The sequence below is a fragment of the Aeromonas bestiarum genome, from assembly GCF_000819745.1.
In the GTDB taxonomy this organism is placed as follows: domain Bacteria; phylum Pseudomonadota; class Gammaproteobacteria; order Enterobacterales; family Aeromonadaceae; genus Aeromonas; species Aeromonas bestiarum.
This window is the reverse complement of the sequence record NZ_CDDA01000008.1, coordinates 144,403-168,134: the sequence shown is the minus strand read 5'-3', so window position 1 is coordinate 168,134 and position 23,732 is coordinate 144,403. Positions and strand designations below refer to the sequence as shown.

General features: G+C 61.5%; 24 protein-coding genes. 16 read left to right on the top strand and 8 right to left on the bottom strand.

What is annotated here, in order from left to right:
* Positions 1-46: 46 nt before the first annotated feature.
* A complete protein-coding gene (locus tag BN1118_RS04400; protein ID WP_043554718.1) occupies positions 47-379 on the bottom strand; it encodes a DUF1904 family protein in 333 nt (110 codons plus the stop codon).
* 87 nt (positions 380-466) lie between these two features.
* Between BN1118_RS04400 and BN1118_RS04395 the strand changes: the two genes are divergently transcribed.
* The 4 genes from BN1118_RS04395 (at position 467) to BN1118_RS04385 (ending at position 4,009) form a co-directional block, all read left to right on the top strand.
* Positions 467-1,357, top strand: coding sequence for a TraB/GumN family protein (locus BN1118_RS04395; RefSeq protein ID WP_043554717.1), 891 nt, complete (start codon positions 467-469; stop codon positions 1,355-1,357).
* Positions 1,358-1,490: 133 nt separating this feature from the next.
* Positions 1,491-1,676 (top strand): DUF3149 domain-containing protein, encoded by a 186-nt coding sequence (locus tag BN1118_RS20980; protein WP_098984905.1) that lies wholly within the window; start codon positions 1,491-1,493, stop codon positions 1,674-1,676.
* 141 nt (positions 1,677-1,817) lie between these two features.
* Positions 1,818-2,399 (top strand): DNA endonuclease SmrA, encoded by a 582-nt coding sequence (smrA, locus tag BN1118_RS04390; RefSeq protein ID WP_043554716.1) that lies wholly within the window; start codon positions 1,818-1,820, stop codon positions 2,397-2,399.
* A gap of 131 nt (positions 2,400-2,530) precedes the next feature.
* Positions 2,531-4,009, top strand: coding sequence for a carboxypeptidase M32 (locus BN1118_RS04385; RefSeq protein WP_043554715.1), 1,479 nt, complete (start codon positions 2,531-2,533; stop codon positions 4,007-4,009).
* A gap of 76 nt (positions 4,010-4,085) precedes the next feature.
* On the opposite strand, the gene BN1118_RS04380 is transcribed toward BN1118_RS04385, so the two are convergent.
* Positions 4,086-4,487, bottom strand: a complete 402-nt coding sequence (locus BN1118_RS04380; protein ID WP_043554714.1) for a VOC family protein — start codon at positions 4,485-4,487, stop codon at positions 4,086-4,088.
* Between the two features lie 190 nt (positions 4,488-4,677).
* On the opposite strand from BN1118_RS04380, the gene BN1118_RS04375 reads away from it, so the two are divergent.
* Positions 4,678-6,258: an AlkA N-terminal domain-containing protein gene (locus tag BN1118_RS04375; RefSeq protein WP_043554713.1), complete on the top strand. Its 1,581-nt coding sequence runs from the start codon at positions 4,678-4,680 to the stop codon at positions 6,256-6,258.
* Positions 6,245-6,721 (top strand): methylated-DNA--[protein]-cysteine S-methyltransferase, encoded by a 477-nt coding sequence (locus BN1118_RS04370; protein ID WP_043554712.1) that lies wholly within the window; start codon positions 6,245-6,247, stop codon positions 6,719-6,721. Before BN1118_RS04375 ends, BN1118_RS04370 begins: the two co-directional genes overlap by 14 nt.
* A gap of 127 nt (positions 6,722-6,848) precedes the next feature.
* On the opposite strand, the gene BN1118_RS21575 is transcribed toward BN1118_RS04370, so the two are convergent.
* Positions 6,849-7,103 (bottom strand): hypothetical protein, encoded by a 255-nt coding sequence (locus tag BN1118_RS21575; protein WP_156994817.1) that lies wholly within the window; start codon positions 7,101-7,103, stop codon positions 6,849-6,851.
* Here BN1118_RS21575 and BN1118_RS04365 point away from each other — a divergent pair.
* Positions 7,102-7,476 (top strand): cupin domain-containing protein, encoded by a 375-nt coding sequence (locus tag BN1118_RS04365; protein WP_043554711.1) that lies wholly within the window; start codon positions 7,102-7,104, stop codon positions 7,474-7,476. The genes BN1118_RS21575 and BN1118_RS04365 overlap by 2 nt on opposite strands.
* A gap of 246 nt (positions 7,477-7,722) precedes the next feature.
* On the opposite strand, the gene BN1118_RS04360 is transcribed toward BN1118_RS04365, so the two are convergent.
* The 5 genes from BN1118_RS04360 to BN1118_RS04340 all read right to left on the bottom strand — a co-directional run bounded on the left by BN1118_RS04360 (position 7,723) and on the right by BN1118_RS04340 (position 12,322).
* Positions 7,723-7,968, bottom strand: coding sequence for a DUF1272 domain-containing protein (locus BN1118_RS04360; RefSeq protein WP_043554710.1), 246 nt, complete (start codon positions 7,966-7,968; stop codon positions 7,723-7,725).
* Positions 7,969-8,007: 39 nt separating this feature from the next.
* Positions 8,008-8,337: a DHCW motif cupin fold protein gene (locus tag BN1118_RS04355; RefSeq protein ID WP_043554709.1), complete on the bottom strand. Its 330-nt coding sequence runs from the start codon at positions 8,335-8,337 to the stop codon at positions 8,008-8,010.
* Positions 8,338-8,486: 149 nt separating this feature from the next.
* The gene (locus BN1118_RS04350; protein WP_043554708.1) at positions 8,487-10,343 is read right to left on the bottom strand and encodes a peptidase U32 family protein; all 1,857 of its coding nucleotides are present in this window, start codon (positions 10,341-10,343) and stop codon (positions 8,487-8,489) included.
* Between the two features lie 299 nt (positions 10,344-10,642).
* A complete protein-coding gene (locus BN1118_RS04345; RefSeq protein WP_043135051.1) occupies positions 10,643-11,251 on the bottom strand; it encodes a LysE family translocator in 609 nt (202 codons plus the stop codon).
* A gap of 129 nt (positions 11,252-11,380) precedes the next feature.
* A complete protein-coding gene (locus tag BN1118_RS04340) occupies positions 11,381-12,322 on the bottom strand; it encodes a LysR family transcriptional regulator (RefSeq protein WP_043554707.1) in 942 nt (313 codons plus the stop codon).
* Between the two features lie 204 nt (positions 12,323-12,526).
* Here BN1118_RS04340 and BN1118_RS04335 point away from each other — a divergent pair, with 204 nt between their 5' ends.
* From BN1118_RS04335 to BN1118_RS04295, 9 genes are all read left to right on the top strand, one after another.
* Positions 12,527-13,615: a ketoacyl-ACP synthase III gene (locus BN1118_RS04335; RefSeq protein WP_043135054.1), complete on the top strand. Its 1,089-nt coding sequence runs from the start codon at positions 12,527-12,529 to the stop codon at positions 13,613-13,615.
* Positions 13,616-13,921: 306 nt separating this feature from the next.
* Complete coding sequence (locus BN1118_RS04330; protein ID WP_043554706.1) at positions 13,922-15,139, top strand: methyl-accepting chemotaxis protein; 1,218 nt, start codon at positions 13,922-13,924, stop codon at positions 15,137-15,139.
* 9 nt (positions 15,140-15,148) lie between these two features.
* Positions 15,149-15,517, top strand: a complete 369-nt coding sequence (locus BN1118_RS04325; RefSeq protein WP_042867032.1) for a response regulator — start codon at positions 15,149-15,151, stop codon at positions 15,515-15,517.
* Positions 15,518-15,531: 14 nt separating this feature from the next.
* Positions 15,532-15,858: an STAS domain-containing protein gene (locus tag BN1118_RS04320; protein WP_043554705.1), complete on the top strand. Its 327-nt coding sequence runs from the start codon at positions 15,532-15,534 to the stop codon at positions 15,856-15,858.
* A 26-nt stretch (positions 15,859-15,884) separates the two neighbouring features.
* Positions 15,885-18,098 carry a chemotaxis protein CheA gene (locus BN1118_RS04315; RefSeq protein ID WP_043554704.1) on the top strand — a complete coding sequence of 738 codons (2,214 nt, stop codon included), beginning with the start codon at positions 15,885-15,887 and terminating at the stop codon, positions 18,096-18,098.
* Positions 18,099-18,113: 15 nt separating this feature from the next.
* Positions 18,114-20,036, top strand: a complete 1,923-nt coding sequence (locus BN1118_RS04310; protein ID WP_043554703.1) for a methyl-accepting chemotaxis protein — start codon at positions 18,114-18,116, stop codon at positions 20,034-20,036.
* Positions 20,037-20,048: 12 nt separating this feature from the next.
* Positions 20,049-20,621: a chemotaxis protein CheW gene (locus BN1118_RS04305; protein WP_043554702.1), complete on the top strand. Its 573-nt coding sequence runs from the start codon at positions 20,049-20,051 to the stop codon at positions 20,619-20,621.
* A 72-nt stretch (positions 20,622-20,693) separates the two neighbouring features.
* Positions 20,694-22,865, top strand: coding sequence for a methyl-accepting chemotaxis protein (locus BN1118_RS04300; RefSeq protein WP_043554701.1), 2,172 nt, complete (start codon positions 20,694-20,696; stop codon positions 22,863-22,865).
* Between the two features lie 61 nt (positions 22,866-22,926).
* Positions 22,927-23,730: a CheR family methyltransferase gene (locus tag BN1118_RS04295; RefSeq protein ID WP_043554700.1), complete on the top strand. Its 804-nt coding sequence runs from the start codon at positions 22,927-22,929 to the stop codon at positions 23,728-23,730.
* Positions 23,731-23,732 lie beyond the last annotated feature (2 nt).

Genomic DNA, 23,732 nt, shown 5'->3' with positions numbered 1-23,732 from the left:
CCGCGTAGCGGCGTAACCCGACGCACCAACCCTGTTTACCCTCGCCTCAATAGTGCTGACCGTCGCTGTAGTAGTGGCTTTTGACGATGGGCAGCACCTGCACCACCACATAGGTCTGCTCCCCCAGCGCCGCCTTCAGGTGGCGGGTGATGAGCGCCGCGGCGGCATCTTGCAGCTCCTGCGGTCGTTCGAACCAGACCAGCTCCACGAACGGAAAACCGGCTTCGATCACCCCGCCGCGTACCCAGTGACTGTCGATGCACTCCATGGTGACAAACTCCGGTTTGCCGCCGGTCAGGGCGCACAGATCCGCCAGCAGGGGCGTGCTTATCTGCTGCAGGGTATCGACGGAGATGGCCCGAAAACGAAGATGGGGCATGGGAAACCTCTTGGCTGTGACGAATGAGGACTTATCATAGGGCTTATTGTTATGAAGAGAAGCCATCCCGCCAACATAAGGTGCCTCATGAGATTTCATCGCACGCTGATTTCCTTCCTGCTCTGCCTGCTGCTGCCGCTGACCGCCTTTGCCGACCCCGCCTTCTATCGGGTGAACAAGGGTGACCAGCAGCACTGGCTGCTGGGCTCCATTCATGCGGGCAAACCCTCGCTCTATCCGCTGCCCGATCCCGTCGAGCGCGCCTGGCAACAGAGTCGCGCCCTGGTGATGGAGGCCGACCTGACCCACATCAGCCAGACGCAGTGGCGGGAGATGGGCGCCATCACCCGGCTGGTGGATGGCAAGACCCTCAAGGATCACGTGCCGCTCGATCTGTATCGGCGCACCATCATAGCCGCCGGCCAGAATGGCCTGACCGAAAACATGCTCTCCCCGCTGCGCCCCTGGTTTGCGGCCATCACCCTGACCCAGGCGGCGCTGGAACGTACCGGTTTCAGCAGCGCGCTCGGGGTGGATCAACACTTCGCCAAGCGCGCCACCGAGAGCGGCAAGCCCATCATCGGCTTCGAGACCCTGCTCGAACAGCTCGGCTACCTCGCCAGCGTCGGTGACAACCAGACCCTGATGCTGGAGAGCACCCTAGATGAGCTGCCCCAGCTTGAAACCGGCTTTCGCGACGTGATGAAGGCGTGGCAGGAGGGTGATCAGGCCGCCCTGGTCAACCTGCTCAAAGCCGAGATGGCGCCGCCCAAGCTGCAAGCCTGGCTGGAGCAGACCCTGCTGGCGGAGCGCAACCGCAACTGGCTGAAGAAGTGGCCGACCCTGCCGAACGAGAGCTTTATCGTGGTAGGCGCTCTCCACCTTTATGGCGACCAGGGGTTGATCGCCCTGCTGGAGCAGCAGGGGTGGCGCATCACACCGCTCACAACGCCTGGCCCAGGCACGGCCGCCAAGTGATGCCCCATCCGTGCGCCTGATCTGCCCGGCGGCTTGGCCGAGTGCGAGGCCGCTCACAGATCCGGCTGCCGGTTAAATAACCACCACGGGACTTGATCGAGATCATCTCGTCACTCCCAAAGAGGTATCTATCATGCCTGTCATCAATGGGATGACAGGAGTGCATGAGATGGAATTTTGGATGAACCTGATGTTCGGCAACAGCGTGGGGCTCATGTCCATGTTGGTGATTATCGGTACCTTCCTGCTGATCAGTTCCTACGCGGCCTATTTCATCTACAAGGTGATGAACGCCAAGCCGCCGAAAGAGGAGCAGTAACACATCTCGTCAGGCGATCCCCCGATCGCCTGTTGTCGCCTGCCCGGCCCGACTGACAGGGCCGTCTGACTGGCTAGCCCCATTTTCTGACCCCGACTCCCCCGCTATAATGCCCGCTCATTCCAATGCGGGGAGCCTGCCGTGTCTCATGACGACGAACTCTCACTGTTTCTGCAGGAAGTGGCCGACGTGCGGCCCATTCGCAGCGACAACACCCTCTCCCTCACGGGCACATCCGCCCCGACCGAGGCGCAACTGGCCCGTCGCCAGGCCGCAACCGCCGAGCAACTGACTCTGGATCACCTCAGCATGGAGGCGGTCGAGCTGCTCGATCCCCACGCCATCGTCGGCTTCAAGCGCGACGGTGTGCAGGAGGGGGTCTACAAGAAGCTGCGGCTCGGCAAATATGAGCTGCAGGCGAGCCTGGACTTGCACCAGAAGACGCTCAACGAGGCGCGCCAGAGCCTGGTGCAGTTCATTGCGGATTGCGAAGTGCGGGACATCCGCTGCCTGCTGATCCTGCACGGCAAGGGGGAGCGCAGCACACCGCGCGCCCAGCTGAAAAGCCATGTCAGCACCTGGTTGCCGCAACTGCCGGCCGTGATGGCCATGCACAGCGCAGAGCGCCGCCACGGCGGCAGTGGCGCCCTCTATGTGTTGCTGCGAAAAAGCGAGCGCAAGAAGGCGGAGAACCGCGAGCGACACCAGAAGCGGCTCGGCTAGCCAGCGCCTGTCATCTGGTCAGTCATCCTAGGCCAGGGTGGTAAAACGCACGAGGGCAGTGTTAGCATCGATCGGCCCCGATCATGCCAGGTACGGGGCATACCATCAGGGACGATAACAAGGACAATCCCATGTCATATCAAAAACTTGAACAACATCAGCAACAGCTGCACCGGCTCTCCCACCTCAGCGCCATCTGCGGCTGGGATCAGGCCGCCATGATGCCGGAGGGCGGCAACGAGGCACGCGCCGAGGCCATGGCAGAACTCGGTGTGCTGATCCATCAAAAGCGTACCGCCCCCGAGCTCGGCGACTGGATAGCCAAAGCCGAGAGCGAACCACTGGATGAGATCCAGCGCGCGAACCTCACCGAGATAAAGCGCCACTGGCAGGATGCGAGTCTGCTGCCCACAGATCTGGTCGAGGCGCTGTCGCTGGCCGGCAGCAAGTGCGAGCACGCCTGGCGCAGCCAGCGCAAAAACAACGACTGGGCAGGCTTCGCTCCCAATCTCAAGGAGGTGGTGACGCTGTCGCGAGAAGTGGCGCGCCTTCGCGCAGAGGCACTTGATGTGCGCCCCTACGACGCCATGCTGGCGCTGTACGAACCCGGCATGACGAGTGCGCGGCTCGATCAGATCTTCGGCGATCTCACCGGCTGGCTGCCCGGCCTGATCCAGCAAGTGAGTGAACAGCAGAAGCATGAATCGATCTTGATCCCGCAGGGGCCCTTCCCCATCGCGAGCCAGCAGGCGCTCGGTCAGGAGGTGATGGGGCTGCTCGGCTTTGATTTCGCCCACGGCCGGCTCGATGTGAGCAGTCACCCCTTCTGTGGCGGCGTGCCGACCGACGTGCGCATCACCACCCGCTACAACGAGCGGGAGTTCGTCTCCAGCCTGATGGGCATAGTGCACGAGACGGGTCACGCGCGTTACGAGCAGGGGCTGCCGCGCCAGCTGCTGGGTCAACCGGTGGCCGAAGCGCGCTCCATGGGCATTCACGAAAGCCAGAGCCTGTTCTGCGAGATGCAGCTCGGCCACGATCCCGCCTTCCTGGCGCTGCTGGTGCCGCGCATTCGCGCCCACTTTGGCGAGCAGGCTGCGTTTGCGCCGGCGAACCTGGCGAAGCTCTACAACCGGGTCGAGCCCGGCTTTATCCGGGTCGATGCGGACGAGGTGACATACCCGGCGCACGTGATCCTGCGCTACGAGCTGGAACGCGACCTCATCGAAGGGCACATCGAGGTGGCCGATCTGCCCGAGCAGTGGGATGCCAAGATGCAGAAGTGGCTCGGTCTCTCCACCCAGGGCAACTACCAGAATGGCTGCATGCAGGACATTCACTGGACGGACGGCTCGTTCGGCTACTTCCCAAGCTACACGCTCGGCGCCATGTATGCAGCGCAGCTGCGCTTCGCGCTGGAGCGGGAGCTGGGCAACATGAGCAGCGTGATCGAGGCGGGCCGCCTGCCGGAGATACTCGCATGGCTTGGCCGCCACATCTGGTCACAGGGCAGCCAGCACAGCACGGACGAGCTCATTCGCCGCGCGACCGGCGAGGCGCTGAACCCGCGCTGGCTGCGCCAGCATCTGGAGCAGCGCTACCTGAAATAACGGATGCAGCGCCAGCGAGTGAAAAGTGCAACGGGCCAGCTTGGCTGCCCCGTTTTTCATTGGCAAACAACCGGATTCAGAGAGGATCGGGGACGCTCAAAAACTCGCGCAATTGCAGGATATTGCCTTCCGGATCAAACGCATTGCGCAGCACGAAGCCAGGCCCCGGCCACTGCTGCGGCAACAGGCCACCACCGAGGTCGGCCGCCCTGGCCTCGGCCCAGGCGAGGCTTGGCACGGTAAAGAACAATTTTATCGCCCCCTGTTCCCGCAGCTGCGGTGGCACTTGGATATCAATATCACAAGCAATCGACTCGGGAATGGCGTGGATCAACAGCTGGATGTCGTCGTTCTCCATCACGACAAAAGCGGCATCCTGACTGCGAATGTCCATCTGCAGCAGGGTGCGGTAGAAGTGGGTCAGCAGGCCGAGATCCCTGGCGTAGATCAGGGCGCCGGCGCGGGCGGGTCCTGGCATGGTGCTATCCTCCTTGGATGTTGTCACCCCAGATTCTCACACTTGCCCGCCCGGTTCGACCGCTTTCAACCTCGCCACAGCGGCTCTCCCGGCGACGTTTTTATTTCAATTGCAGTCCGTTTCTGGCTAGTCACCGCCTTCCCTCCCCCTTACTCTCTCATCCATGCACCCAGAACGGAGCGCCAGGACCATGAACTCGCCACCAGCCAGTGACCACCACCAGGATGAGGGGATCCCGAGCCTCAACCGCGAGCAATGCCACGCCGCCCGGCTCGCCCGCGATGCGCGTTTCGATGGCCGCTTCTTTACCGGCGTGCTCTCCACCGGCATCTACTGCCGCCCCGTCTGCCCCGCGCGGCCACCGCACGAGCACAACGTGCGCTACTTCCAAAGCGCTGCCGCGGCCGAGCAACATGGCCTGCGCCCGTGTCTGCGCTGTCGCCCCGAGCTGGCCCCCGCAGCACGCGGCGATCTGCCGCCCGAACTCGCCCGTTTGCTGGCGCGGATCGATCGCGGCGAGCTGGCGGACGGCTCGCTCGCCGCACTGGCGGCAGAGGCCGGAATAAGCGAGCGCACGCTGCGCCGCCAATTCGAGCAGCACCTCGGTGCGTCACCGAAACAGGTGGAGCAGACGCGCCGGCTGCTGCTCGCGAAACGGCTGCTGACCGAAACTGCACTGCCCATCACGGACATAGCGTTTGCGGCGGGCTTTGCGAGCATTCGCCGCTTCAACGATGCCTGGAGCCAGGCGTATGACCTGGCGCCCCGGGCGCTGCGCCAGCGTGAAGGAAGGGCCGACGTCACCGAGAGCGGCGCGGCGCTCACGCTGCAACTGTCCTATCGCCCGCCTTATGACGTGGCGGCCATGCTGGCGTTTTACCGGCTGCGGGCCATCCCCGGGCTGGAGCGGGTCGATGGCGATGCGTACGAGCGGCGCCATAGCGTCGGCGATCACGCGGGCTGGATCCGCATCGAGCAGGGCAAGGGCCATAGCATCAGGCTTACTGTGCATGATCTGCCGCCCGCGGCGCTGCCTGATCTCTTGTATCGCGTGCGCCGCATGTGGGATCTCGACGCCGACATGCAGCGCATCGGTGAGCGGCTCGGGCAGGATCCGCTGCTGGCGCGCCTGCAGACGCGCTGGCCCGGGGTGCGCTTGCCCGCCGGCTGGGATGAGTACGAGGTGATGCTGCGCGCCATCGTTGGCCAGCAGGTGTCGGTCAAGGGCGCCATCACCATCATGGGGCGACTGGTGGCGCGTAACGAGGCGCAGTTCGGGGTGGCGCAGCTGCCCACTCCGGCGCAGCTCTGCACACTGGATCTCGACGGCATCGGCATGCCCAGCAGCCGTATTCGCACGCTGCAGGGGCTCGCCGCCGCGCTCGCAAGCGGTGCGCTTTCCCTGACCACGGCCAGCGACGAGCAACTGCTGGCCTTGCCGGGCATAGGTCCCTGGACGGTCGCTTACTGGCGGCTGCGCTGCGGGCAGGATCCCGACGCCTTCCCCGCCTCCGATCTCGTGCTGCAAAAGGCGCTGGGGGGCGGCGACAAGCTGCCGGTGAAGGAGGTGCTGGCGCAAAGCGCGGCGTGGCAACCGTGGCGCGGCTATGCCGCGAGCTGGCTGTGGCACGCCATGAGCGAACAACCGGCCCTGCTGATCAAGCAGCCATTGACTACCACAGCGAGTGCCATCGCAAACCTGGTGTCACCCACCACGGGGAGCAAGGCGCCCCAAAGCCATGACGAGGAGATAACCCATGATCCGCTATGACATGCTGCCAACGAGCTGCGGCGAACTGCTGGTCGCCATCAACGCGCGCGGCCTGGTACACGTGGACTTTGTGGCAGGCCTGCGGGCGCTGCCCGACATGAGCGGCTGGCAGCAAGACGGTAAGGCGCTCGCCCCCTATCTTGCCGAGTTTGACGCCTATTTCGCCGGGCGCCTGCAGCGCTTCACGCTGCCGCTCGCCGCCAATGGTACGGCTTTTCAGCAAACGGTTTGGCAGGCGCTGTGCGATATCCCCTATGGCGAGACCCGCAGCTACGGCGAGATTGCCCGCGTCATCGGCAAACCGAGTGCGAGCCGTGCGGTCGGCGCCGCGAACGGCCGCAATCCGCTGTCGATCATAGTGCCGTGCCATCGCGTGATCGGCCAAAACGGCAGCCTGACCGGCTATGCGGGGGGATTGCCCATCAAGCAGGTACTGCTGCGCCTCGAGGGGATCGCGCTCTGAGCCCAGGATCCCTGCCGCCACGCCAGGGGCAGCCCAACCCTTGCCGTTTGCCCTGCCAGGAAGGCCCTGGTCACACTCGGCGCCAGACGTAACCCAATGCCAGCTCATCTCGCCCTCATCAGCCAAGCTATTGAATAACAACCATGTTTTTCGATAGACCCGGCAAGGCTGGCCGTTCCAGTGCAGCGCGCGCCTGACATGGGGTGAAAACTTGCCCATAACGGCAGCAAACCAGAGCGCCGACGGGAGTTTGGGCGAATACTTCGAAGACCGGGATGACGCTGCGCGTTGGCAGCTTGCTGACTATCGAGATCACGGCGTGTTTCCTGGCGATCCGATCGCAGCCATCGGCTGCAATCCGTTTGAAACGAGGAGAAAACATGTCCACTCCAGTCACGGTCACTCAATTCCAGGTGAGGTCCCACGGCGCCCCCGACGAGGTGCGCACTCCCGACAAGACCCGGGTCGAGGTCGTTAAACTCAATGGCTACACCATAGGGCGGTTCAACTTTGCCCCCGGCTGGCGCTGGTCTGACTGCATCAAACCTGTCGTCAAGACGGAGCAATGCCAGCTCTCGCACGTGGGTTACGCCGTCTCGGGGGCGCTCACTGTCCGCCTGACGGACGGCACCCTCAAGACCATCAACGCCGGCGAGTCCTACACCATACCGCCGGGGCACGATGCCTGGGTCGAGGGCGAGCAACCCTTCGTTGGCATCGAGGTGCTCAGCGCCGATCAATTCGCCAAGCCATAGTGTGTCGTTGGCAACTTACCATGGTTGCAACCGAATCTACCGGTGGGCACTCGCCCACCGGCACAGCAAGGCAGGCTTGATTAGCCAAGCCTCATCAAGCGTTCGTAAAGAGACATTGCAGACACCCAGCCGCTCCCTTCGTATTGACCCCCCCCTTCTCCCATGCGGGAAGAAGAGACAAGCACAAGGCCCGGGCATGCAGCCACGACCGTCAGCACCGGATGCTCGAACTGCCACTCCTTTTTCTTAAGGCTGGTTTTTCAGGGCCGGATTGAAGACACGCTTGATGGAGGCAGGATTGGCCGCCAGCTTGGCCGTGGGGCGACGGGGACGCCTGACCAGTTCACCGCCACAATTGGGGCAAATCAGTTGCAAATAGTGCTCGCTGCAATCGGCGCAGAAGGTGCACTCGAAGGAGCAGATATAGGCAAGACCCGTGTCGGCGGGCAGATCCTGGTCACAGCATTCACAGTTGGGTCTGAGTTCGAGCATGGTGGTTGGCCTCGGTGGCAGCAAAAGAAGGTGAACGGCTCAGTCGACGATAAAGAGCCTGGCGCCCTGTTCGGTGAAGGATCTATGGGGCTCGGCGTTGTCGGCCACCTGATAGCTCATGCCCGCCGTCAGGGTGAAGACGCGGCCATCCTGCAACTCGGTGTGCAGCTCCCCCTCGATGCACAACAGGACATGCCCCTTGCTGCACCAGTGATCCGCCAGATAGCCAGGGGAGTACTCCACCATCCGCACCCGCAGCTCGCCAAAGCTCTGGGTATGCCAGCGGGCGACGCCGGTTTCCCCCTTGTGCTCGGTCGGCGCTATATCGGCCCAGTGGGTCGTGCAAAACGGCAATGCATTGATTTTCATGACAGTTCCTTTGTCTACTCACGGAGATCCCGAGGGCATTTGCTTATCCCGGCGGGATATACGTGCTCGGGCAAGCTCCCTCTCTATCCTCCCTATACTGCCATCGAATCCGCGGCCGCCCTATGCCCGGAAAGGGGCCGCAGAGGTCATTAACGCTTGAGGCTCCCCATCACCTGCATTTCGCAGCGGTTGCAATCAAAGCGCAGCCGGAAGATGTCCTTGCCCATCTTCAATTCCAGCGGCTCGGCCTTGAGACCGGGCACCTCTTTCGGGCAGAGGTTCTGGCTGTAGCGGATGCAGTGTTTCGTTGTCATCAGCACCACTTCCCCCTCATCCTTGTTCGCCTCATAGGCGGGGGCGATGCGTTCCACCCCGTGCTCGCGGAAAAACTGCTCGGCGGCCGAGTTCAGCACGTTGCCAAGGTAGGAAAGGCGGTGCTGGGGATAGCTGACATCGCGCAGGGCTATGCGCCGCTCGGGGCGCTGGTAGCTGGCCACGCGCGCCGCCTCCAGCGCGGCTATGCCGTCCCGGCGCAGCCCGTTGAGCTGTGATGCCGCAATGAATAGCGGCCTCGTTACTGCCAACTCAATCTTGCGGGCCACAAACAGGGTATTGCCGAGTTTGCCAAGCTGGTCGCGCGCCTGTTGCAGCGCCCGCTCCGGATTGTCGGCAGGCTGCTTGTCACAAGGCAGCGTCACCGCGGCGCTGATGCCCTGCTCGTCGGTGAGCGTGAGGCGCAATCCCTCATCGCACTCACAGAGCTGCATATCGACCCGGATGCGGCGATCCGCGCTGGCCTTTTCCAGCATCTTGCTGAATGCCTGATCGTGGTTGCGGTAGATTTCTGTGCCCACCGTCAAGCCCGGCATACGCTCCGACAGGAGTAACTGCTTGCCTTCCACCTTGTTGAGGCGCATCCCCACCAGCTCCTTGTTAGGCTTGAAAAAGCCGAGGCCGTCGCCGTTGTTGAGGGTGACGGGCTTGCCGTCGATTTCTATGCCATCGCGGGTCACCTTGGTGACGCGGCCCAGCGGTTCGCCCACGTATTTCGGGCTTAGGGTGGAGTCGATCCCCTGCTGGCGGCCATTGAGGAAGTAGTCGGTTGAGCCACGGTTGAAGCTCTTTTTCGGATCCGGCTCGAAGCTGTAGCTGCAACGCCCCGCCGAGGCGGCCACCAGATCGGAGCGGCGATCCAGAATGGCGTCGAGCTTCTGGCGATACCAGGCGGTGACGTTCTTGACATAATCCAGCCCCTTGAGGCGTCCCTCGATCTTGAACGAGCGAATGCCCGCCGCGATCAGCGCCTCCAGGTTGTCGGTCTGATCCATGTCTTTCAAGGAGAGCAGGTGACTGTCCTCCACCAGCACTTCGCCGTCCGGCTTTTGCAGCGAGCAGGGCAAGCGGCAGAGCTGGGCACACTCGCCGCGATTGGCGCTGCGGCCGGTGCGGGCATGGCTGATGTTGCACTGACCGCTGTAGGAGACGCAGAGCGCGCCGTGGATAAAGAACTCCAGCTGCACCTTGGTCGCCGCGCTTATTTCGCGGATCTGTGCCAAGGAGAGCTCGCGCGCCAGCACCACCTGGGAGAAGCCCACATCCTGCAGAAACTTCACCTTCTCTGGCGTGCGGTTGTCGGTCTGGGTGCTGGCGTGCAGCGCTATGGGGGGCAAGTCCAGTGCCAGCAGCCCCATGTCCTGCACTATGAGCGCATCGGCCCCCGCTTCATAAATCTGGTGGGTCAGGCGCCGGGCCTGCTCCAGCTCGCTGTCGTGCAGCAAGGTGTTGAAGGCAACGAAGACCTGGGCGCCGAAACGGTGGGCGTGGCGCGCCAGCGCTTCGATATCGTCGAGGGAGTTGCCCGCCGCACTGCGGGCACCAAAGGCGGGGCCGCCCATGTAGACGGCATCGGCGCCATGGTTGATGGCTTCGATGCCGTAGGCGAGGTTCTTGGCTGGCGCCAGCAGTTCGAGGCGGTTCAGCGCGTGACTATGGGTCTGTGGGTGCATGGTCTCTGAGTCTATCGGCAGACAGAAAATGCCCGTCACTCTAGGTCAGTCGCCCTTTGCTTGCCTTGATCCCGCTTAAGATCACCGCAAGATACAGGATTAAAAGTCCGGAGATCGCAGTCCCGCCCGTGGAGCCGGGTATACGTTCAGCGGCCCTGCCCTCATGGCGCGAGCCGCTGACAAGCGAACCTCAGAACACTACCTTGAGCGCCAGCCCCAGCAGCACCAGACCGCTCACCTTGTCGATCACAAAGGATTTGGCTTTGAGCCAGGCCAGTAGCAGATCATCCACGGGAGGATTAAAGCACCACCTTCAAGGCCAATCCAAGCAGCACCAGACCACTCACCTTGTCGATCACGAAGGATTTGGCTTTGAGCCACGCAAGAACTGGACCGCGGGAGAGCGCCAGCGCCACCAGCACGTACCAGAGCGCATCTATGCCACCTGCGGTGAGCATCATGATCCCCCCTTCGTTCCAGCCGGTATCAGCCCGTACGAACTGGCTGAACAGGGCGATAAAGAAGATGGCAAGCTGGGGATTGAGAAAGGCGACCATAAAGCCTTCAAAGGCACCCTGACGACCACGCAACTGGTGGACCACCTCCTCGGCCGACTCGCAGGCGGGCCTGGCAAGCAGCGCCTTGATGCCGAGCCAGGCGAGAAACGCGGCGCCGCCGTAACGGATCAGATCAAACAGCAGCGGTGTCTGGGTGATCAGCACGGAGAGCCCCAGTGCGGTAATCAGTGCATAGATGCCAACGCCAAGGCCGTGACCCAGCGCGGTTGCCACCCCGTGACCCTGCCCCCCCTGCACCGTATTGCGGATGATCAGCGCCAGACTCGGCCCCGGGCTGATGGCCCCCATCACGCAGATTGCGGCCAGTGCCAGCCAACTCGTCAATTCCATATTTTTCCCTACCTGTAAGCCGAATATCAGCAGCGGATCTCAGGGTAAGGGGCGGCCAGTTATGCCAGAAGTGAAAGTTATGAATAGATCCCATAGCCAACGGCTATAGGCTGGCACAACCGACTGCGGCTAGCGGACGCCAGCCAACAGCTTGCGGCTCTCGGCGACCGTGCGCTGCAGGTGTTCGCGCAAGAAGGGATAGGCCAGCTCGCGAAACCATTTGTGAGCCGGATCCTGATGATGGCGCTGGTGCCACAGCAGATGATACTGCTGGGTGCGGGTGGCAAACGGCAGATCACAAAAGGCGAGATCCTGCTCGCGGGAGAGCTGCCAGGCGATATGGGCCGGGGTGGTCATCAAACAGTCGGTGCGCAGCAACACCTCCACCGCGGCCTGAAAGAAGGGCACCCTGGCAAACCAGCGCCGGTTAAGTCCCTGCGGCGCCAGCACCTGCTCCACCGGGCTGTCCTTGTCACCACCACCGCTCACCTGCAGATGGGGCCAGGCGAGGTAGTCATCCAGACTGAGTGGCTTGCCCGCCAAGGGGTGATGACGGCCCATCAGCACCACCAGCCTGTCCTCCCCCTGATGCAGGCCACGGATCTGCTCCGGCACCAGCTCCGTGATGGTGGAGACCAGATCCAGCTCGGATTGCCACAGCTGGGGCAGCTGGCGCTTGTCCCACAGGCTGTACTCCAGCGCAGCAAGCGGCGCCTCTTTGGCCAGCGCGGCGCAGATATCGGGCAGGATGTGCTGGGCCACATAATCGGACGAGGCAAGCCGAAACACCCGCTCGCAGCGACCGGGGTCGAAACCCGGTGCCTCGTAGAGCCGATCCAGCGCACCGAGGGAATCCGCCAATGCCGCCGCCAGCGTCTCGGCCCGTGGCGTCAGCAGCCAGCGCTGCCCCTCCCGCACCAGCAAGTCGTCGCCAAACTCGCTGCGCAGCTGGCTTAGCTGCTTGCTGATGGAGGGCTGGCTCAGGTGCAGCAACTCGGCCGCCCGGCTGATGTTGCGGGTCTCCAGCAGCACCTTGAGGGTCGGCAGCAGGTTGAGGTTGGCTTTGTGCAAGGGGCGGCCCCGTTGGATGGTGGAAAGCCCTATCTTAGGGCAGGCGAGTCCTCGATTTTAAGCAAAATTTCCCGCTATTTTCGGCGGTTTTACGCCTCTTCCCTGCCAGATAACCATGACCACAAGATGACAGTGGTTGCTCCGTGCGGCATAATTGCGCGATTTTCCGCCCGCGGGCGATCCACTTTGAGAAGCGGTAACAAGATGAAATACGCCAATATCACCGGTTGGGGCAAATGTCTGCCCCCCTCAGTGCTGACCAACGATGACCTCAGCACCATCATGGATACGTCGGATGAATGGATCTATCCGCGTACCGGTATCAAGGCCCGCCGGATCTCCCACGTCAGCACCTCGGATCTCGCCACCCTGGCCGGTCGCCGCGCCCTGGCCTGTGCGGGCCTGGAAGCGAGCGATCTCGATGGCATCATACTGGCGACCGCGACTCCGGATAACCTGCTGCCCAATGCCGCCTCTGCGGTGCAAAAGAAGCTCGGTGCCGTCAACGCCGCCGTGTTCGACCTCAACGCCGCCTGTACCGGGTTTGTCTACTCCCTCTCCGTCGCCACCTCCCTGGTACAGACCGGCATGATGAAGAAGGTGCTGGTGATAGGTGCCGAGCGCCTGACCTATCTGCTGGACTGGGCGCGCCGCGATACCGCAGTGCTGTTTGGCGATGGCGCCGGGGCCGTGGTGATAGAAGCGAGCGAGCAGGAGTGCGGCCTTATCGCCAACAAGCTCGGCTGTGACAGCGAAGCGCGGGAGATACTGCACGTCCCGAACTTTGGTACCGATCGGGTGCGTTTTGCCGATGTGGATGGGCTCTTCACCTTCAACTTCGAAGGCCCGGAGATCTTCAAGCGCGCCGTGCGCGGCATGGGTGAAGCCACAGGCACAGTGCTGAGCCAGGCCGGCATCACCCCGGAGCAGGTCGATCTCATAGTGCCGCACCAGGCCAATATTCGCATCATCGAAACCCTGGCCAAGCGCATGAACGCGCCCATGGAGAAGGTGATGGTCAACATCGAAAACTACGGCAACACCTCCGCCGCTACCGTGCCCATCGCCCTGTGCGAGGCGCTGGAGCAGGGCCGCGTCAAGCCGAACTCCTATCTGCTGACCGCCGCCTTCGGTGCCGGTCTGACCTGGGGCGCGGCCATCATCAAGTGGGGCGATCGCGTCACCCCTATCAACTCATGCGATGCCGAACTGCCCCCGTGCGACAAGAGCGCGCTTGAGCTGATTGCCCATGCGGTCGAAGGGTGCCAGAAGGCCCACGCCAACGAGGCCTAATCCTCATCAGGAGCCTGGTTCATCAGGCTCCTTTTTGTCTGCGCTTGCCTCCGCGCTATCCCCACGCTTCGTTATCCGCCACTTCACCGCGCTCTCGTCTAGCCAGAGCCCCGTCTGCAGCCTCCATATTCCAGTTTTATCAGTAGATCCCCCCGAACAGGACCGATTTGTAACCAAGTTATTTTTTTGCGCTAACCTTACTGAGCCATTTGTAACTAACGGGTTCGGGCGTGGATCATCCTCTCTGTCACCAGTGGGATAGCAGCTTGTTCCCGCCCCGACTCACGTGCAGGGATGAGTTTGCGTATGACAGATCACAAGACGGCAGAGACCATTGCATTCTGGGACCCAGTGAGTTGGGCATGCTGTCTGGGCACAGGCCTGCTCAGCACCCTGCTGCTGACTCTCGCAGGCAGCCCGCTGCCTTATCTGCTGGCCAACGGCGTGCTGGCACTGGGCGCAGCCCTCTGGTGCTCCCATCACTATCACGGCAAGCCGGCGGCGAGCCATCACGACGAGGAGGCTGCCCATACCTGGTCTGCCGCCCAGCTCAGCCACTCCATCATCGGGCTCGAGCAAGTGTGCGAGAAAGCCGTCCCCATCTGGTCACAGCAGATTGAGAGCTCCCGTCAGCAGACCGAAGGAGCCATGATCGATCTAACCCAGCGCTTCGCCGGGCTCACCACCAAGCTGGAAGAGGCGGTAGCCGCCTCTCACGATGCCGCCGGCGATCTGGGAGGGACAAAATCGGCGGGCATGGCCGCCGTACTGGCCGAGAGCCAGGCCCAGCTCAACCAGGTGCTCGCCATCATGCACTCCGCGCAAGCCAATCGCGATGCCATGCTGGCGGAGATCAAGACGCTTACCGCCTACACCATAGAGCTCAATACCATGGCGCTCGACGTGGCCAAGATTGCCTCCCAGACCAACTTGCTGGCGCTCAATGCCGCCATAGAAGCGGCTCGGGCTGGCGAGGCAGGTCGCGGCTTCGCCGTGGTGGCCGATGAGGTGCGCACCCTGTCGCGCCTCTCCAGCGAAACGGCCCAGAAGATGACGGACAAGGTCGACACCATCAATACCGGTATTGGCCGCGCCTTCCAGATAGCAGAAAGTGCAGCCGCACGGGATCAAGCCGCCGTCAGTGACTCGGAGCACGCCATCGAGCAGGTGCTGGAGCGCTTTCGCATGGCCACCACCAGCCTGGCGGAGTCGGCTGCCCTGCTGCAGAGCGAAAGCTCGGGGATCCACCGCGAGATCTCCGATGTCATCGTTTCGTTACAGTTCCAGGATAGGGTCAGTCAAATCCTCAACCATGTACGCCAGAACATGGACAGCCTCAATGACCACCTGATTTCATCACGCAACAGAACACACCAGTCCGGCCCCATCCAGATAGATGCGGAGAGCTGGCTGGCAGACATGGAACTCTCCTATGCCACTGATGAACAACGCAACATTCATCATGGCCGCCGCCAGCAACCCATGATGAATTCCTCCAGCAGTGCAGACGTTACTTTTTTCTAGGAGACAGATATGGCTAAAACAGTCCTGATCGTGGATGACTCGGCAACCATTCGCCAAGTCGTCGGCATGACGCTCAAGGGAGCCGGTTACGAGGTGATGGAAGCCTGCGATGGCAAGGATGCCCTCAGGAAACTCGACGGCAAGAAGATCAATCTCATCATCAGCGACGTCAACATGCCGAACATGGATGGCATCAGCTTCGTCAAGGAGGCCAAGAAACTGGCCAGCTACAAGTTCACCCCCGTCATCATGCTGACCACGGAATCCCAGGACAGCAAGAAGCAGGAGGGACAGGCGGCAGGGGCCAAAGCCTGGGTGGTCAAGCCATTTCAGCCCGATCAGATGCTGGCGGCCGTCGCCAAGCTCATCATGCCCTGAGTCAGGAGCCACCCATGCCGCTGCACATAGAGACGGGTGAACACAAGACGCTGGTCAAGTTATCGGGGGAGATGACCATTTACACAGCCGCCGAACTCAAGCTGGCACTCACCCCCCTGCTCTACCGCCAGCAAGCGCTTGAGCTGGATCTGTCCCAGGTGTCCGAGATGGACAGCGCCGGCTTGCAGCTGTTGCTGGCTGCCAAGAAAACGGCGCAACAGAGCGGCTATCCGCTGCACCTGATCATGCACAGCCATGCGGTGCTCGACGCGCTGGAGCTGTGCCAGCTGGCAGCCTTCTTTGGCGATCCCACTCTCATGCCCCACGCTGATCACGGCTAGGCAATCCCAGCGACAAGGAGTCATTCGTGAGCATCAATCTTGATCAGGCCCTGCAAACCTACATAGCCGAGGCACGCGAACTGCTGGAAGAGATGGAGTCCGCCCTGCTGACGCTGGAAAACGACCCGGACAACAGCGAGCTGATAGGCGCTATCTTCCGGGCGGCACACACCATCAAGGGCTCCGCCGGCCTGTTTGGCTTGCAGCCCATCGTCAGCTTCACCCACATAGTCGAAGACTTGCTCGATCAGGTGCGCAATCAACAACTGGCGATCACCACGACGCTTATCAAGGATCTGCTGGAGAGCCGGGATCACATCGAACGGCTGGTCCGTCTGGTCGCAGAGCAGGGAGCATCACTGGGGGATGACGAACAGGCACTGGACTCCCAGTTGCGGCTCAATCTGGCGCGCCATCAGACGGCACGCCAGACCGGGTTGCCGGAATGTACCCCATCCGCAGACTCAGAGCCGGTCAGCAAGGAAGAGGGTCATGTCAGCGCCACCTCGCTGTGGCACATCTCCCTGCGCTTTGGCCCGGATGTGCTGCGCAATGGCATGGATCCCGCCTCGTTTCTGCGCTACCTCGGCACCATGGGCACCCTCTGCGCCATCGAAACCCTTCACGACGCCCTGCCCGACTGGGAACATTTCGATCCCGAGAGCTGCTATCTCGGTTATGAGCTTGATGTCGACACCCAGGCCGACAAAGGAGCCTTGAGCGATGTATTCGAATTCGTTCGCGATGACTGCCGCATCACCATACTGCCCCCTCACAGCAAGCTGGCCGAGTACATAGCGCTCATCCATGACCTGCCAGAAGACAACGACATGCTGGGGCAATTGCTGGTCAAAACAGGGGCGCTGACCGCCAGCGAGCTGGTGCTCGGCCTGCAAACCCAACATGACAGCCCGCAGACTGACAGCAGCAAGCTGGGGGAGATCCTGATTGCCCAGGGCGCAGTCAACGAGGTGGTCGTGGATGCGGCGCTCAAGAAACAACACCAGAACAAGGAGAATAAAACCAAGGAGGGGCGCTACGTCCGGGTGCATGCCGACAAGCTGGATGATCTGATCAATCTGGTCGGCGAGCTGGTGGTCGCCAGCTCGGGCGCCAGCCTGCTGGCCCAGCGCTCTCGGGACAGCCAGCTGCAGGAGGCAAACTCCACCATCGCCATGCTGGTCGAGGAGATCCGGGATGGCGCCCTGCGCCTGCGCATGGTGCCCATCGGAGACACCTTCAACCGTTTCCAGCGCGTCGTGCGCGACGTCAGCCACGAACTGAACAAGGACATTGCACTGGTCATCACAGGCGGTGACACCGAACTCGACAAATCCGTGGTGGAAAAAATAGGCGATCCCCTGATGCATCTGGTTCGCAATTCCATGGATCACGGCATCGAATCGGCGGGGCAGCGCCTCGCCGCCGGCAAACCGGCGAAGGGTACCTTGACCCTCAATGCCTATCATGACTCCGGCAGTATCGTCATCGAGATCAAGGACGATGGCGCCGGCCTCAACCAGGCAAAAATTCTGCAAAAGGCGCAAGAGCGGGGCCTGGTCGCCGCCAATGCGGTGTTGACGGATCAGGAGATCTACCAGCTCATCTTCGAGCCTGGTTTCTCCACCGCAGAGACAATCACCAATCTCTCGGGTAGAGGAGTCGGCATGGACGTGGTCAAACGCAATATCCAGGCCCTGCGCGGCAGCGTCGAGCTGGACAGCAAGCCCGGACAAGGCACCCGGGTGCAGATCCGGCTGCCATTGACCCTGGCCATCATCGACGGCTTTCTGGTCCGGGTCAGCACCACCCATTACGTCATCCCCCTCGACATGGTGATCGAGTGCGTGGAGCTGACCCAGAGTGCACTGGCCGATACCCAGGGGCGCAACTACCTCAACCTGCGCGGCGAGGTGCTGCCGTTCGTCCGGCTCCAGCACTACTTCGATGTCGAAGGGGCGAGAGGACGCAGGGAAAACATAGTGGTCGTCAGTCACGGCGGCAAGAAGTCCGGGCTGGTGGTCGATGAATTGCTGGGGGAATTTCAGACCGTGATCAAGCCGCTCGGCAAGCTGTTTCAACGCCTGCAAGGGATCAGCGGCTCCACCATTCTGGGCGGCGGCGAGGTTGCCCTCATCCTGGATATTCCCTCCCTCATTCAACATGCCATCGATCAGGAACTGAGCCAGCTGAGTCAGTACGCCCTTCCTCGCCAGCAAACTCAACCAAGAGTCAATTAACGCCAGGAGCCCGTCATGTTCAGAAACTCCACCATTAAAATGCGACTCACCATACTGCTCTGCCTGCTATGCGTGCTGCTGCTGGGCGTCGGCGGGTTGGGACTTTACAACATGCAGAGCAGCAACCAGGGCCTGCAGCGGGTTTATAACGACCGCGTGGTGCCGCTCAAACAGCTGAAAACCATCTCAGACAACTACGCCGTCGCCGTCATCGACAACGTCAACAAGGCCAATGCAGGCCTCATCAGCGCCGAAGAAGCGTTGCAACAGATCCAGCGGGCCCAGCAGCAGATCAAGCAGGAGTGGCAGCGTTATCAGTCCACCAAGCTGACCGCAGCCGAGCAGAAACTGTCGGCCGAGGCGGGCACCCTGTTCAGCGCGGCGGATCGCGACATCACCCGGCTGGAGCAGTTTCTCGCGACCCAGCGCGGCGTCATCGCCGGCAGCCTCAATGATTTTGACGGCAAGCTTTACGGCTCCATCGATCCCATAGGCAACAAGATAACCGAGCTGGTCAGTCTGCAACTCGATGTGGCCAAAGCCGAATATGAACAGGCTCAATCCTGGTACGACGCCATGCTGCTCACCATGATGGTGGTGGTCACGGCGGGCATAGTGGCCGCGGCCTGGTTTGGCATAGTGCTCATCCGCAGCATCATAGCCCCCATCAATCAGGCGCTGCAGGTGGCCAACCATCTGGCGGAGGGCAACCTCGACGTCACCATCACCATAGGGGCCAACGATGAGGCGGGCCAACTCTTGATGGCCATGCAAAACATGGTCAACAAGCTGACGGCCCTCATCAACGACATCGAAACCCTGGTCACTGCCGCCGTCGAGCAGGGGGATTTCAGCTACAAGATAGCGCTGGACGATCGGCAGGGTTATATCAAGCGCTTGTCAGAGCTGCTGAACCGCTTGTCCAACGTCACAGATACCAGCCTCAAGGATGTCATGCGCATCGCCACCGCCCTGTCGCGGGGGGATCTCACCCAGAAGATAGATCAGCCCTACCCGGGGATTTTTGGTCAGACCAAGGATGGTCTCAACAGCACCATAGACGCCCTGACGGCCATCATTGAAGAGGTACGCAACGCCGCCGACAACCTCACCAACGCCTCCAGCCAGGTCAGCACCACGGCCCAGTCCCTGAGTCAGGCTACCAGTGAACAGGCCGCGAGCGTGGAAGAGACCAGCGCCTCCATAGAGCAGATGAGTGCCAGCATCAACCAGAACACGGACAACGCCAAGGTGACCGACAACATGGCAAGCAGCGCCGTCCTCGAAGCGACCGAAGGGGGCCGCTCGGTACAGCAAACCGTGGCGGCGATGCAACAGATAGCCCGCAAAGTCAGCATCATCGATGACATCGCCTACCAGACCAACCTGCTGGCGCTCAATGCCGCCATAGAGGCGGCCCGCGCCGGCGAACACGGCAAGGGCTTTGCGGTGGTGGCCGCAGAGGTGCGCAAACTGGCAGAGCGCAGCCAGATTGCGGCCCAGGAGATAGGGGAACTCTCCTCCAGCAGCGTCGATACCGCAGAGAAAGCGGGCAGCCTGCTCGACAAGATAGTGCCTTCCATTCGCAAGACATCCGATCTGGTCCAGGAGATCAACGCGGCGTCCGGCGAGCAGGCCAGCGCGGCGAACCAGATCAGCATGGCCATGAACCAGCTCAATCAGGTGACCCAGCAGAACGCTGCCAGCAGCGAGGAGCTGGCCGCCACCGCCGAGGAGATGAGCTCCCAGGCCAATGAACTGCAGCAGACCATGGACTTCTTCTCGCTGGAGAACCTGGTCAGGCCCTCAAAATTCAGCGAGGGCACGCACAGGGGCGCCCCCCCCAGAGGCAAGTTTGTCATGCCTGCCCAACACCCGCTGCACGGCAATACGGCACCGCAACCCCAGGTTGACGAAGCCGATTTTGTCCGCTTTTAACCGGAGAGACTCATGAGCATGTCAACCGAAGTGGTCCCACAGCCAGTCACGCTGGCTCATGACAATCAGGGCGATGCCCAGTACCTGACCTTCCTGATCAAGGGTGAGATGTTTGCCATCAACATTCTCGGGGTCAAGGAGATCATCGAATACGGCAACATCACCCCCATCCCCATGATGCCGAGCTTCATCCGCGGCGTGATCAACCTCAGGGGTGCCGTGGTCTCGGTGGTGGATCTCAACGCCCGCTTTGGCAATGCCCCCTCCAGCATCACCCGTCGCAGTTGCATCGTCATCATCGAAGGAATGCACCCGGATGATCCCGAGCACGGCAATCAGGACATAGGGGTCGTGGTGGATTCGGTCTCGGAAGTGCTGACCATTCCCTGCAACGAGATAGAGCCGCCACCCAGTTTTGGCGCCCGCATCCGGGCCGACTTCATCAGCGGCATGGGCAAGGTGAACGGCAAGTTCGTCATCCTCATCAATACCGAGAAGGTACTCTCCATCGACGAGATGACACAGCTCAGTGAACTGACCCAGCAGCAGGAACGGCTGCAGGAGCAGAGACAGCCAACGCCATAACCCCGGCGTCAACAACAACGAGAGTGTCGCTCACTCCACACAGCAATGACATGTCGCACAAGGATAAGGCCCATGACTCAATCATTCTTTGGCAATCTCTTCGGCAACGGTAGCGCTCATACCTTGCAACAAGCACAACTGACCCAGTTGATCGGCGCCACTCGCACCATTTCGCAGGGGATCGCGCAGGGTGAACAACCGACCCTGCTGGAACTGGCCACACTGGACGGCCCGCTGCGGGAACTCTGTCAGGAGTTCAACCAGGTCATCACGCTGCTGGGCCAGCGGCTCAGCAGCGGGCTGGCGGCCATCAGCGCAAACCAGGCCCTGTATGACGAGAACCTGCGGGTACGCAAGGCACTGGATGGCGCCTCGACCAATGTGATGATCGCCGATACCAACCTCGACATCGTCTACATGAATGAAGCCGTGCTCGCCATGCTGGGGCAGGCGGAATCCGACATCCGCAAGGATCTGCCCAACTTCGACACCAGACAGCTGATGGGCAAGAACATAGATACCTTTCACAAGGATCCGTCCCACCAGCGCAGCATGCTGGCCAAGCTGGACAAGACCTACCGCGCGCAGATCTCGGTCGGTGGCCGCATCTTCTCCTTGATCGCCAACCCTGTCTTCAATGACAGCGGGGAGCGGCTCGGTTCAGTGGTGGAGTGGGCCGATCGCACCAAGGAGATCGCCATCGAGAATGAGGTGAAAGCGGCCAACGCCGCGGCCAAGCTCGCCGCCGCCGAGAGCCTGCGAGTCAAGAGGGCGCTGGATGGTGCCACTACCAACGTGATGATTGCCGACACAGATTTGAACATCATCTACATGAACGAGTCGGTCAAAGAGATGCTGAGCCTGGCCGAGTCCGACATCAGGAAGGAACTCTTCAGCTTCAATTCGTCCACCCTGATGGGGGCCAACATTGACAGCTTCCACAAGAATCCCGGCCATCAGCGCAGCATGCTGGCCAAGCTGAACAACACCTACAAGACCCAGATCCTGCTCGGTGGACGCACCTTCTCGCTCATTGCCAACCCGGTGTTCAGCGACGATGGCGAGCGGCTGGGATCTGTGGTCGAGTGGTCTGATCGCACCAAGGAGGTCGCGATCGAGCGGGAGATGTCGGAAATAGTGCAGGCGGTGATCAACGGGGAGCTGCACAGACGCATGGATCTGGTGGGCAAGAGTGGCTTCTTCCAGACTCTGGGAGAAGGCATCAACCGCATCGCAGAGGTGATAGACACCAGTCTCAACGACGTGATCCGGGTGGTGCAATGCCTGGCGCGGGGGGATCTGACCCAGACGATCGTGGCCGACTACCCCGGGGTATTTGGCACCACCAAGGACTCCCTCAATCAAACCATCATCTCGCTGACCAACATAGTGACCGAGGTAAGGAGCGCGTCCGACAACCTCTCCAGCGCCTCGGAACAAGTCAGCGCCACCGCCCAATCCATCAGCCAGTCGAGCAGTGAACAGGCATCCAGCATGGAAGAGACCAGCGCCTCCATCGAGCAGATGAGTGCCAGCATCAACCAGAACACAGACAACGCCCAGGTCACGGACGGCATGGCCAGCAAGGCGGCCAAGGAGGCGGTGGAAGGGGGCGAGGCGGTCAAGCTCACGGTCGATGCCATGAAGCAGATTGCCAAACGGATCGGCATCATAGATGACATCGCCTACCAGACCAATCTGCTGGCCCTCAACGCCGCCATCGAAGCCGCCCGCGCGGGGGATCACGGCAAGGGCTTCGCAGTGGTCGCCGCCGAGGTTCGCAAACTGGCGGAGCGCAGCCAGGTAGCGGCCCAGGAGATAGGCGAACTGGCTTCCAGCAGCGTCGACATGGCGGAAAAAGCGGGCCGCCTGCTCGATCAGATGGTGCCCTCCATCAACAAGACCTCGGATCTGGTGCAGGAGATCAGCGCCGCCTCCGCCGAGCAATCCACCGGCGTCAGCCAGATCAACATCGCCATGAATCAGCTGAGCCAGGTGACCCAGCAGAATGCCTCCTGCAGCGAGGAGCTGGCGGCCACGGCAGAGGAGATGAGCAGCCAGGCCGAGCAACTGCAACTGGCCATGGAGTTCTTTACCCTGGAGCAACACAAGGGCGGCACGGGTCAGAAGGCCACAGCTCCCCGGGCCGCGACCCGAGGGCGTTTCATCACCGACGGCAATGGACAAGATGGCTTCAATGGCTCCCCTCGCCCCCACAACGACGCTGATTTTGTCCGGTTCTAAGCAAGGTACCGGGTGAGCGTGGCTCACCCGGTACGCTCCTATCACCACAGGGAGTCCGTCCGTGTATCAGACCCAGTTGCATGATGATGAATTTACGCAGTTTCAACGCTGGATCCACCAAACGGCGGGCATAGATCTGTCACCGGCGAAGAAGGCGCTGGTTGCCAGCCGACTGTCAAAACGGCTCTGTCACTACGAACTGGAGAGCTATGGCGACTATTTCAGCCTGATCATGAACAACCGGGGGCCAGAGCTGCAGATCGCGCTGGATCTGCTCACCACCAACGAGACCTACTTTTTCCGGGAGCCAAAGCACTTCGAATTTCTCAGCGAGAAGGTGCTGGCACGACAGCCAAAAGAGCGGGCGGTGCGCATCTGGAGCGCGGCCAGCTCGTCCGGCGAAGAACCTTACAGTCTGGCCATGACGCTGGCCGACACCTTGAGCCAGGGCAATTGGGAGGTGATTGCCTCGGATATCTCGACCCGGGTGCTGGAGCAGGCCAGATCGGGGCAATATCCCATCGAGCGGGCCCATAATATTCCACTCTCCTTCCTGATGAAGTACTGCCTGAAGGGCGTCGGCTTTCAGGAGGGGACCTTCATCATCGATCGAAAACTCCGGGACAAGGTGCAATTTCATCACATCAACCTGAATCAGGAGCTGCCCGACATCGGCATGTTCGACATCATTCTGATCCGCAATGTGATGATCTATTTCAATCGGGAAACCAAGGGGCAGGTGCTGCAGCGCCTGGTGCCGCGCTTGAAGAAGGGAGGCTACCTCATCGTCAGCCATGCGGAGAGCCTGAACGGCCTGCCCCACGGTTTGCAACTGGTGTCGCCCTCCATCTATCTGAAACCCTGAGG

Bases quoted from the DNA above. Each gene is read 5' to 3' on its own strand.
- BN1118_RS04355 (WP_043554709.1), bottom strand. From the start codon at position 8,337: ATGAAAATCAATGCATTGCCGTTTTGCACGACCCACTGGGCCGATATA.
- BN1118_RS04310 (WP_043554703.1), top strand. From the start codon at position 18,114: ATGTTCAGAAACTCCACCATTAAAATGCGACTCACCATACTGCTCTGC.
- BN1118_RS04365 (WP_043554711.1), top strand. From the start codon at position 7,102: ATGTCCACTCCAGTCACGGTCACTCAATTCCAGGTGAGGTCCCACGGC.
- BN1118_RS04400 (WP_043554718.1), bottom strand. From the start codon at position 379: ATGCCCCATCTTCGTTTTCGGGCCATCTCCGTCGATACCCTGCAGCAG.
- BN1118_RS04300 (WP_043554701.1), top strand. From the start codon at position 20,694: ATGACTCAATCATTCTTTGGCAATCTCTTCGGCAACGGTAGCGCTCAT.
- BN1118_RS04370 (WP_043554712.1), top strand. From the start codon at position 6,245: ATGATCCGCTATGACATGCTGCCAACGAGCTGCGGCGAACTGCTGGTC.
- BN1118_RS04330 (WP_043554706.1), top strand. From the start codon at position 13,922: ATGACAGATCACAAGACGGCAGAGACCATTGCATTCTGGGACCCAGTG.
- BN1118_RS04395 (WP_043554717.1), top strand. From the start codon at position 467: ATGAGATTTCATCGCACGCTGATTTCCTTCCTGCTCTGCCTGCTGCTG.
- BN1118_RS04385 (WP_043554715.1), top strand. From the start codon at position 2,531: ATGTCATATCAAAAACTTGAACAACATCAGCAACAGCTGCACCGGCTC.
- BN1118_RS04380 (WP_043554714.1), bottom strand. From the start codon at position 4,487: ATGCCAGGACCCGCCCGCGCCGGCGCCCTGATCTACGCCAGGGATCTC.
- BN1118_RS21575 (WP_156994817.1), bottom strand. From the start codon at position 7,103: ATGTTTTCTCCTCGTTTCAAACGGATTGCAGCCGATGGCTGCGATCGG.
- BN1118_RS04305 (WP_043554702.1), top strand. From the start codon at position 20,049: ATGAGCATGTCAACCGAAGTGGTCCCACAGCCAGTCACGCTGGCTCAT.
- BN1118_RS04375 (WP_043554713.1), top strand. From the start codon at position 4,678: ATGAACTCGCCACCAGCCAGTGACCACCACCAGGATGAGGGGATCCCG.
- BN1118_RS04360 (WP_043554710.1), bottom strand. From the start codon at position 7,968: ATGCTCGAACTCAGACCCAACTGTGAATGCTGTGACCAGGATCTGCCC.
- BN1118_RS04325 (WP_042867032.1), top strand. From the start codon at position 15,149: ATGGCTAAAACAGTCCTGATCGTGGATGACTCGGCAACCATTCGCCAA.
- BN1118_RS04335 (WP_043135054.1), top strand. From the start codon at position 12,527: ATGAAATACGCCAATATCACCGGTTGGGGCAAATGTCTGCCCCCCTCA.
- BN1118_RS04350 (WP_043554708.1), bottom strand. From the start codon at position 10,343: ATGCACCCACAGACCCATAGTCACGCGCTGAACCGCCTCGAACTGCTG.
- BN1118_RS20980 (WP_098984905.1), top strand. From the start codon at position 1,491: ATGCCTGTCATCAATGGGATGACAGGAGTGCATGAGATGGAATTTTGG.
- BN1118_RS04345 (WP_043135051.1), bottom strand. From the start codon at position 11,251: ATGGAATTGACGAGTTGGCTGGCACTGGCCGCAATCTGCGTGATGGGG.
- BN1118_RS04320 (WP_043554705.1), top strand. From the start codon at position 15,532: ATGCCGCTGCACATAGAGACGGGTGAACACAAGACGCTGGTCAAGTTA.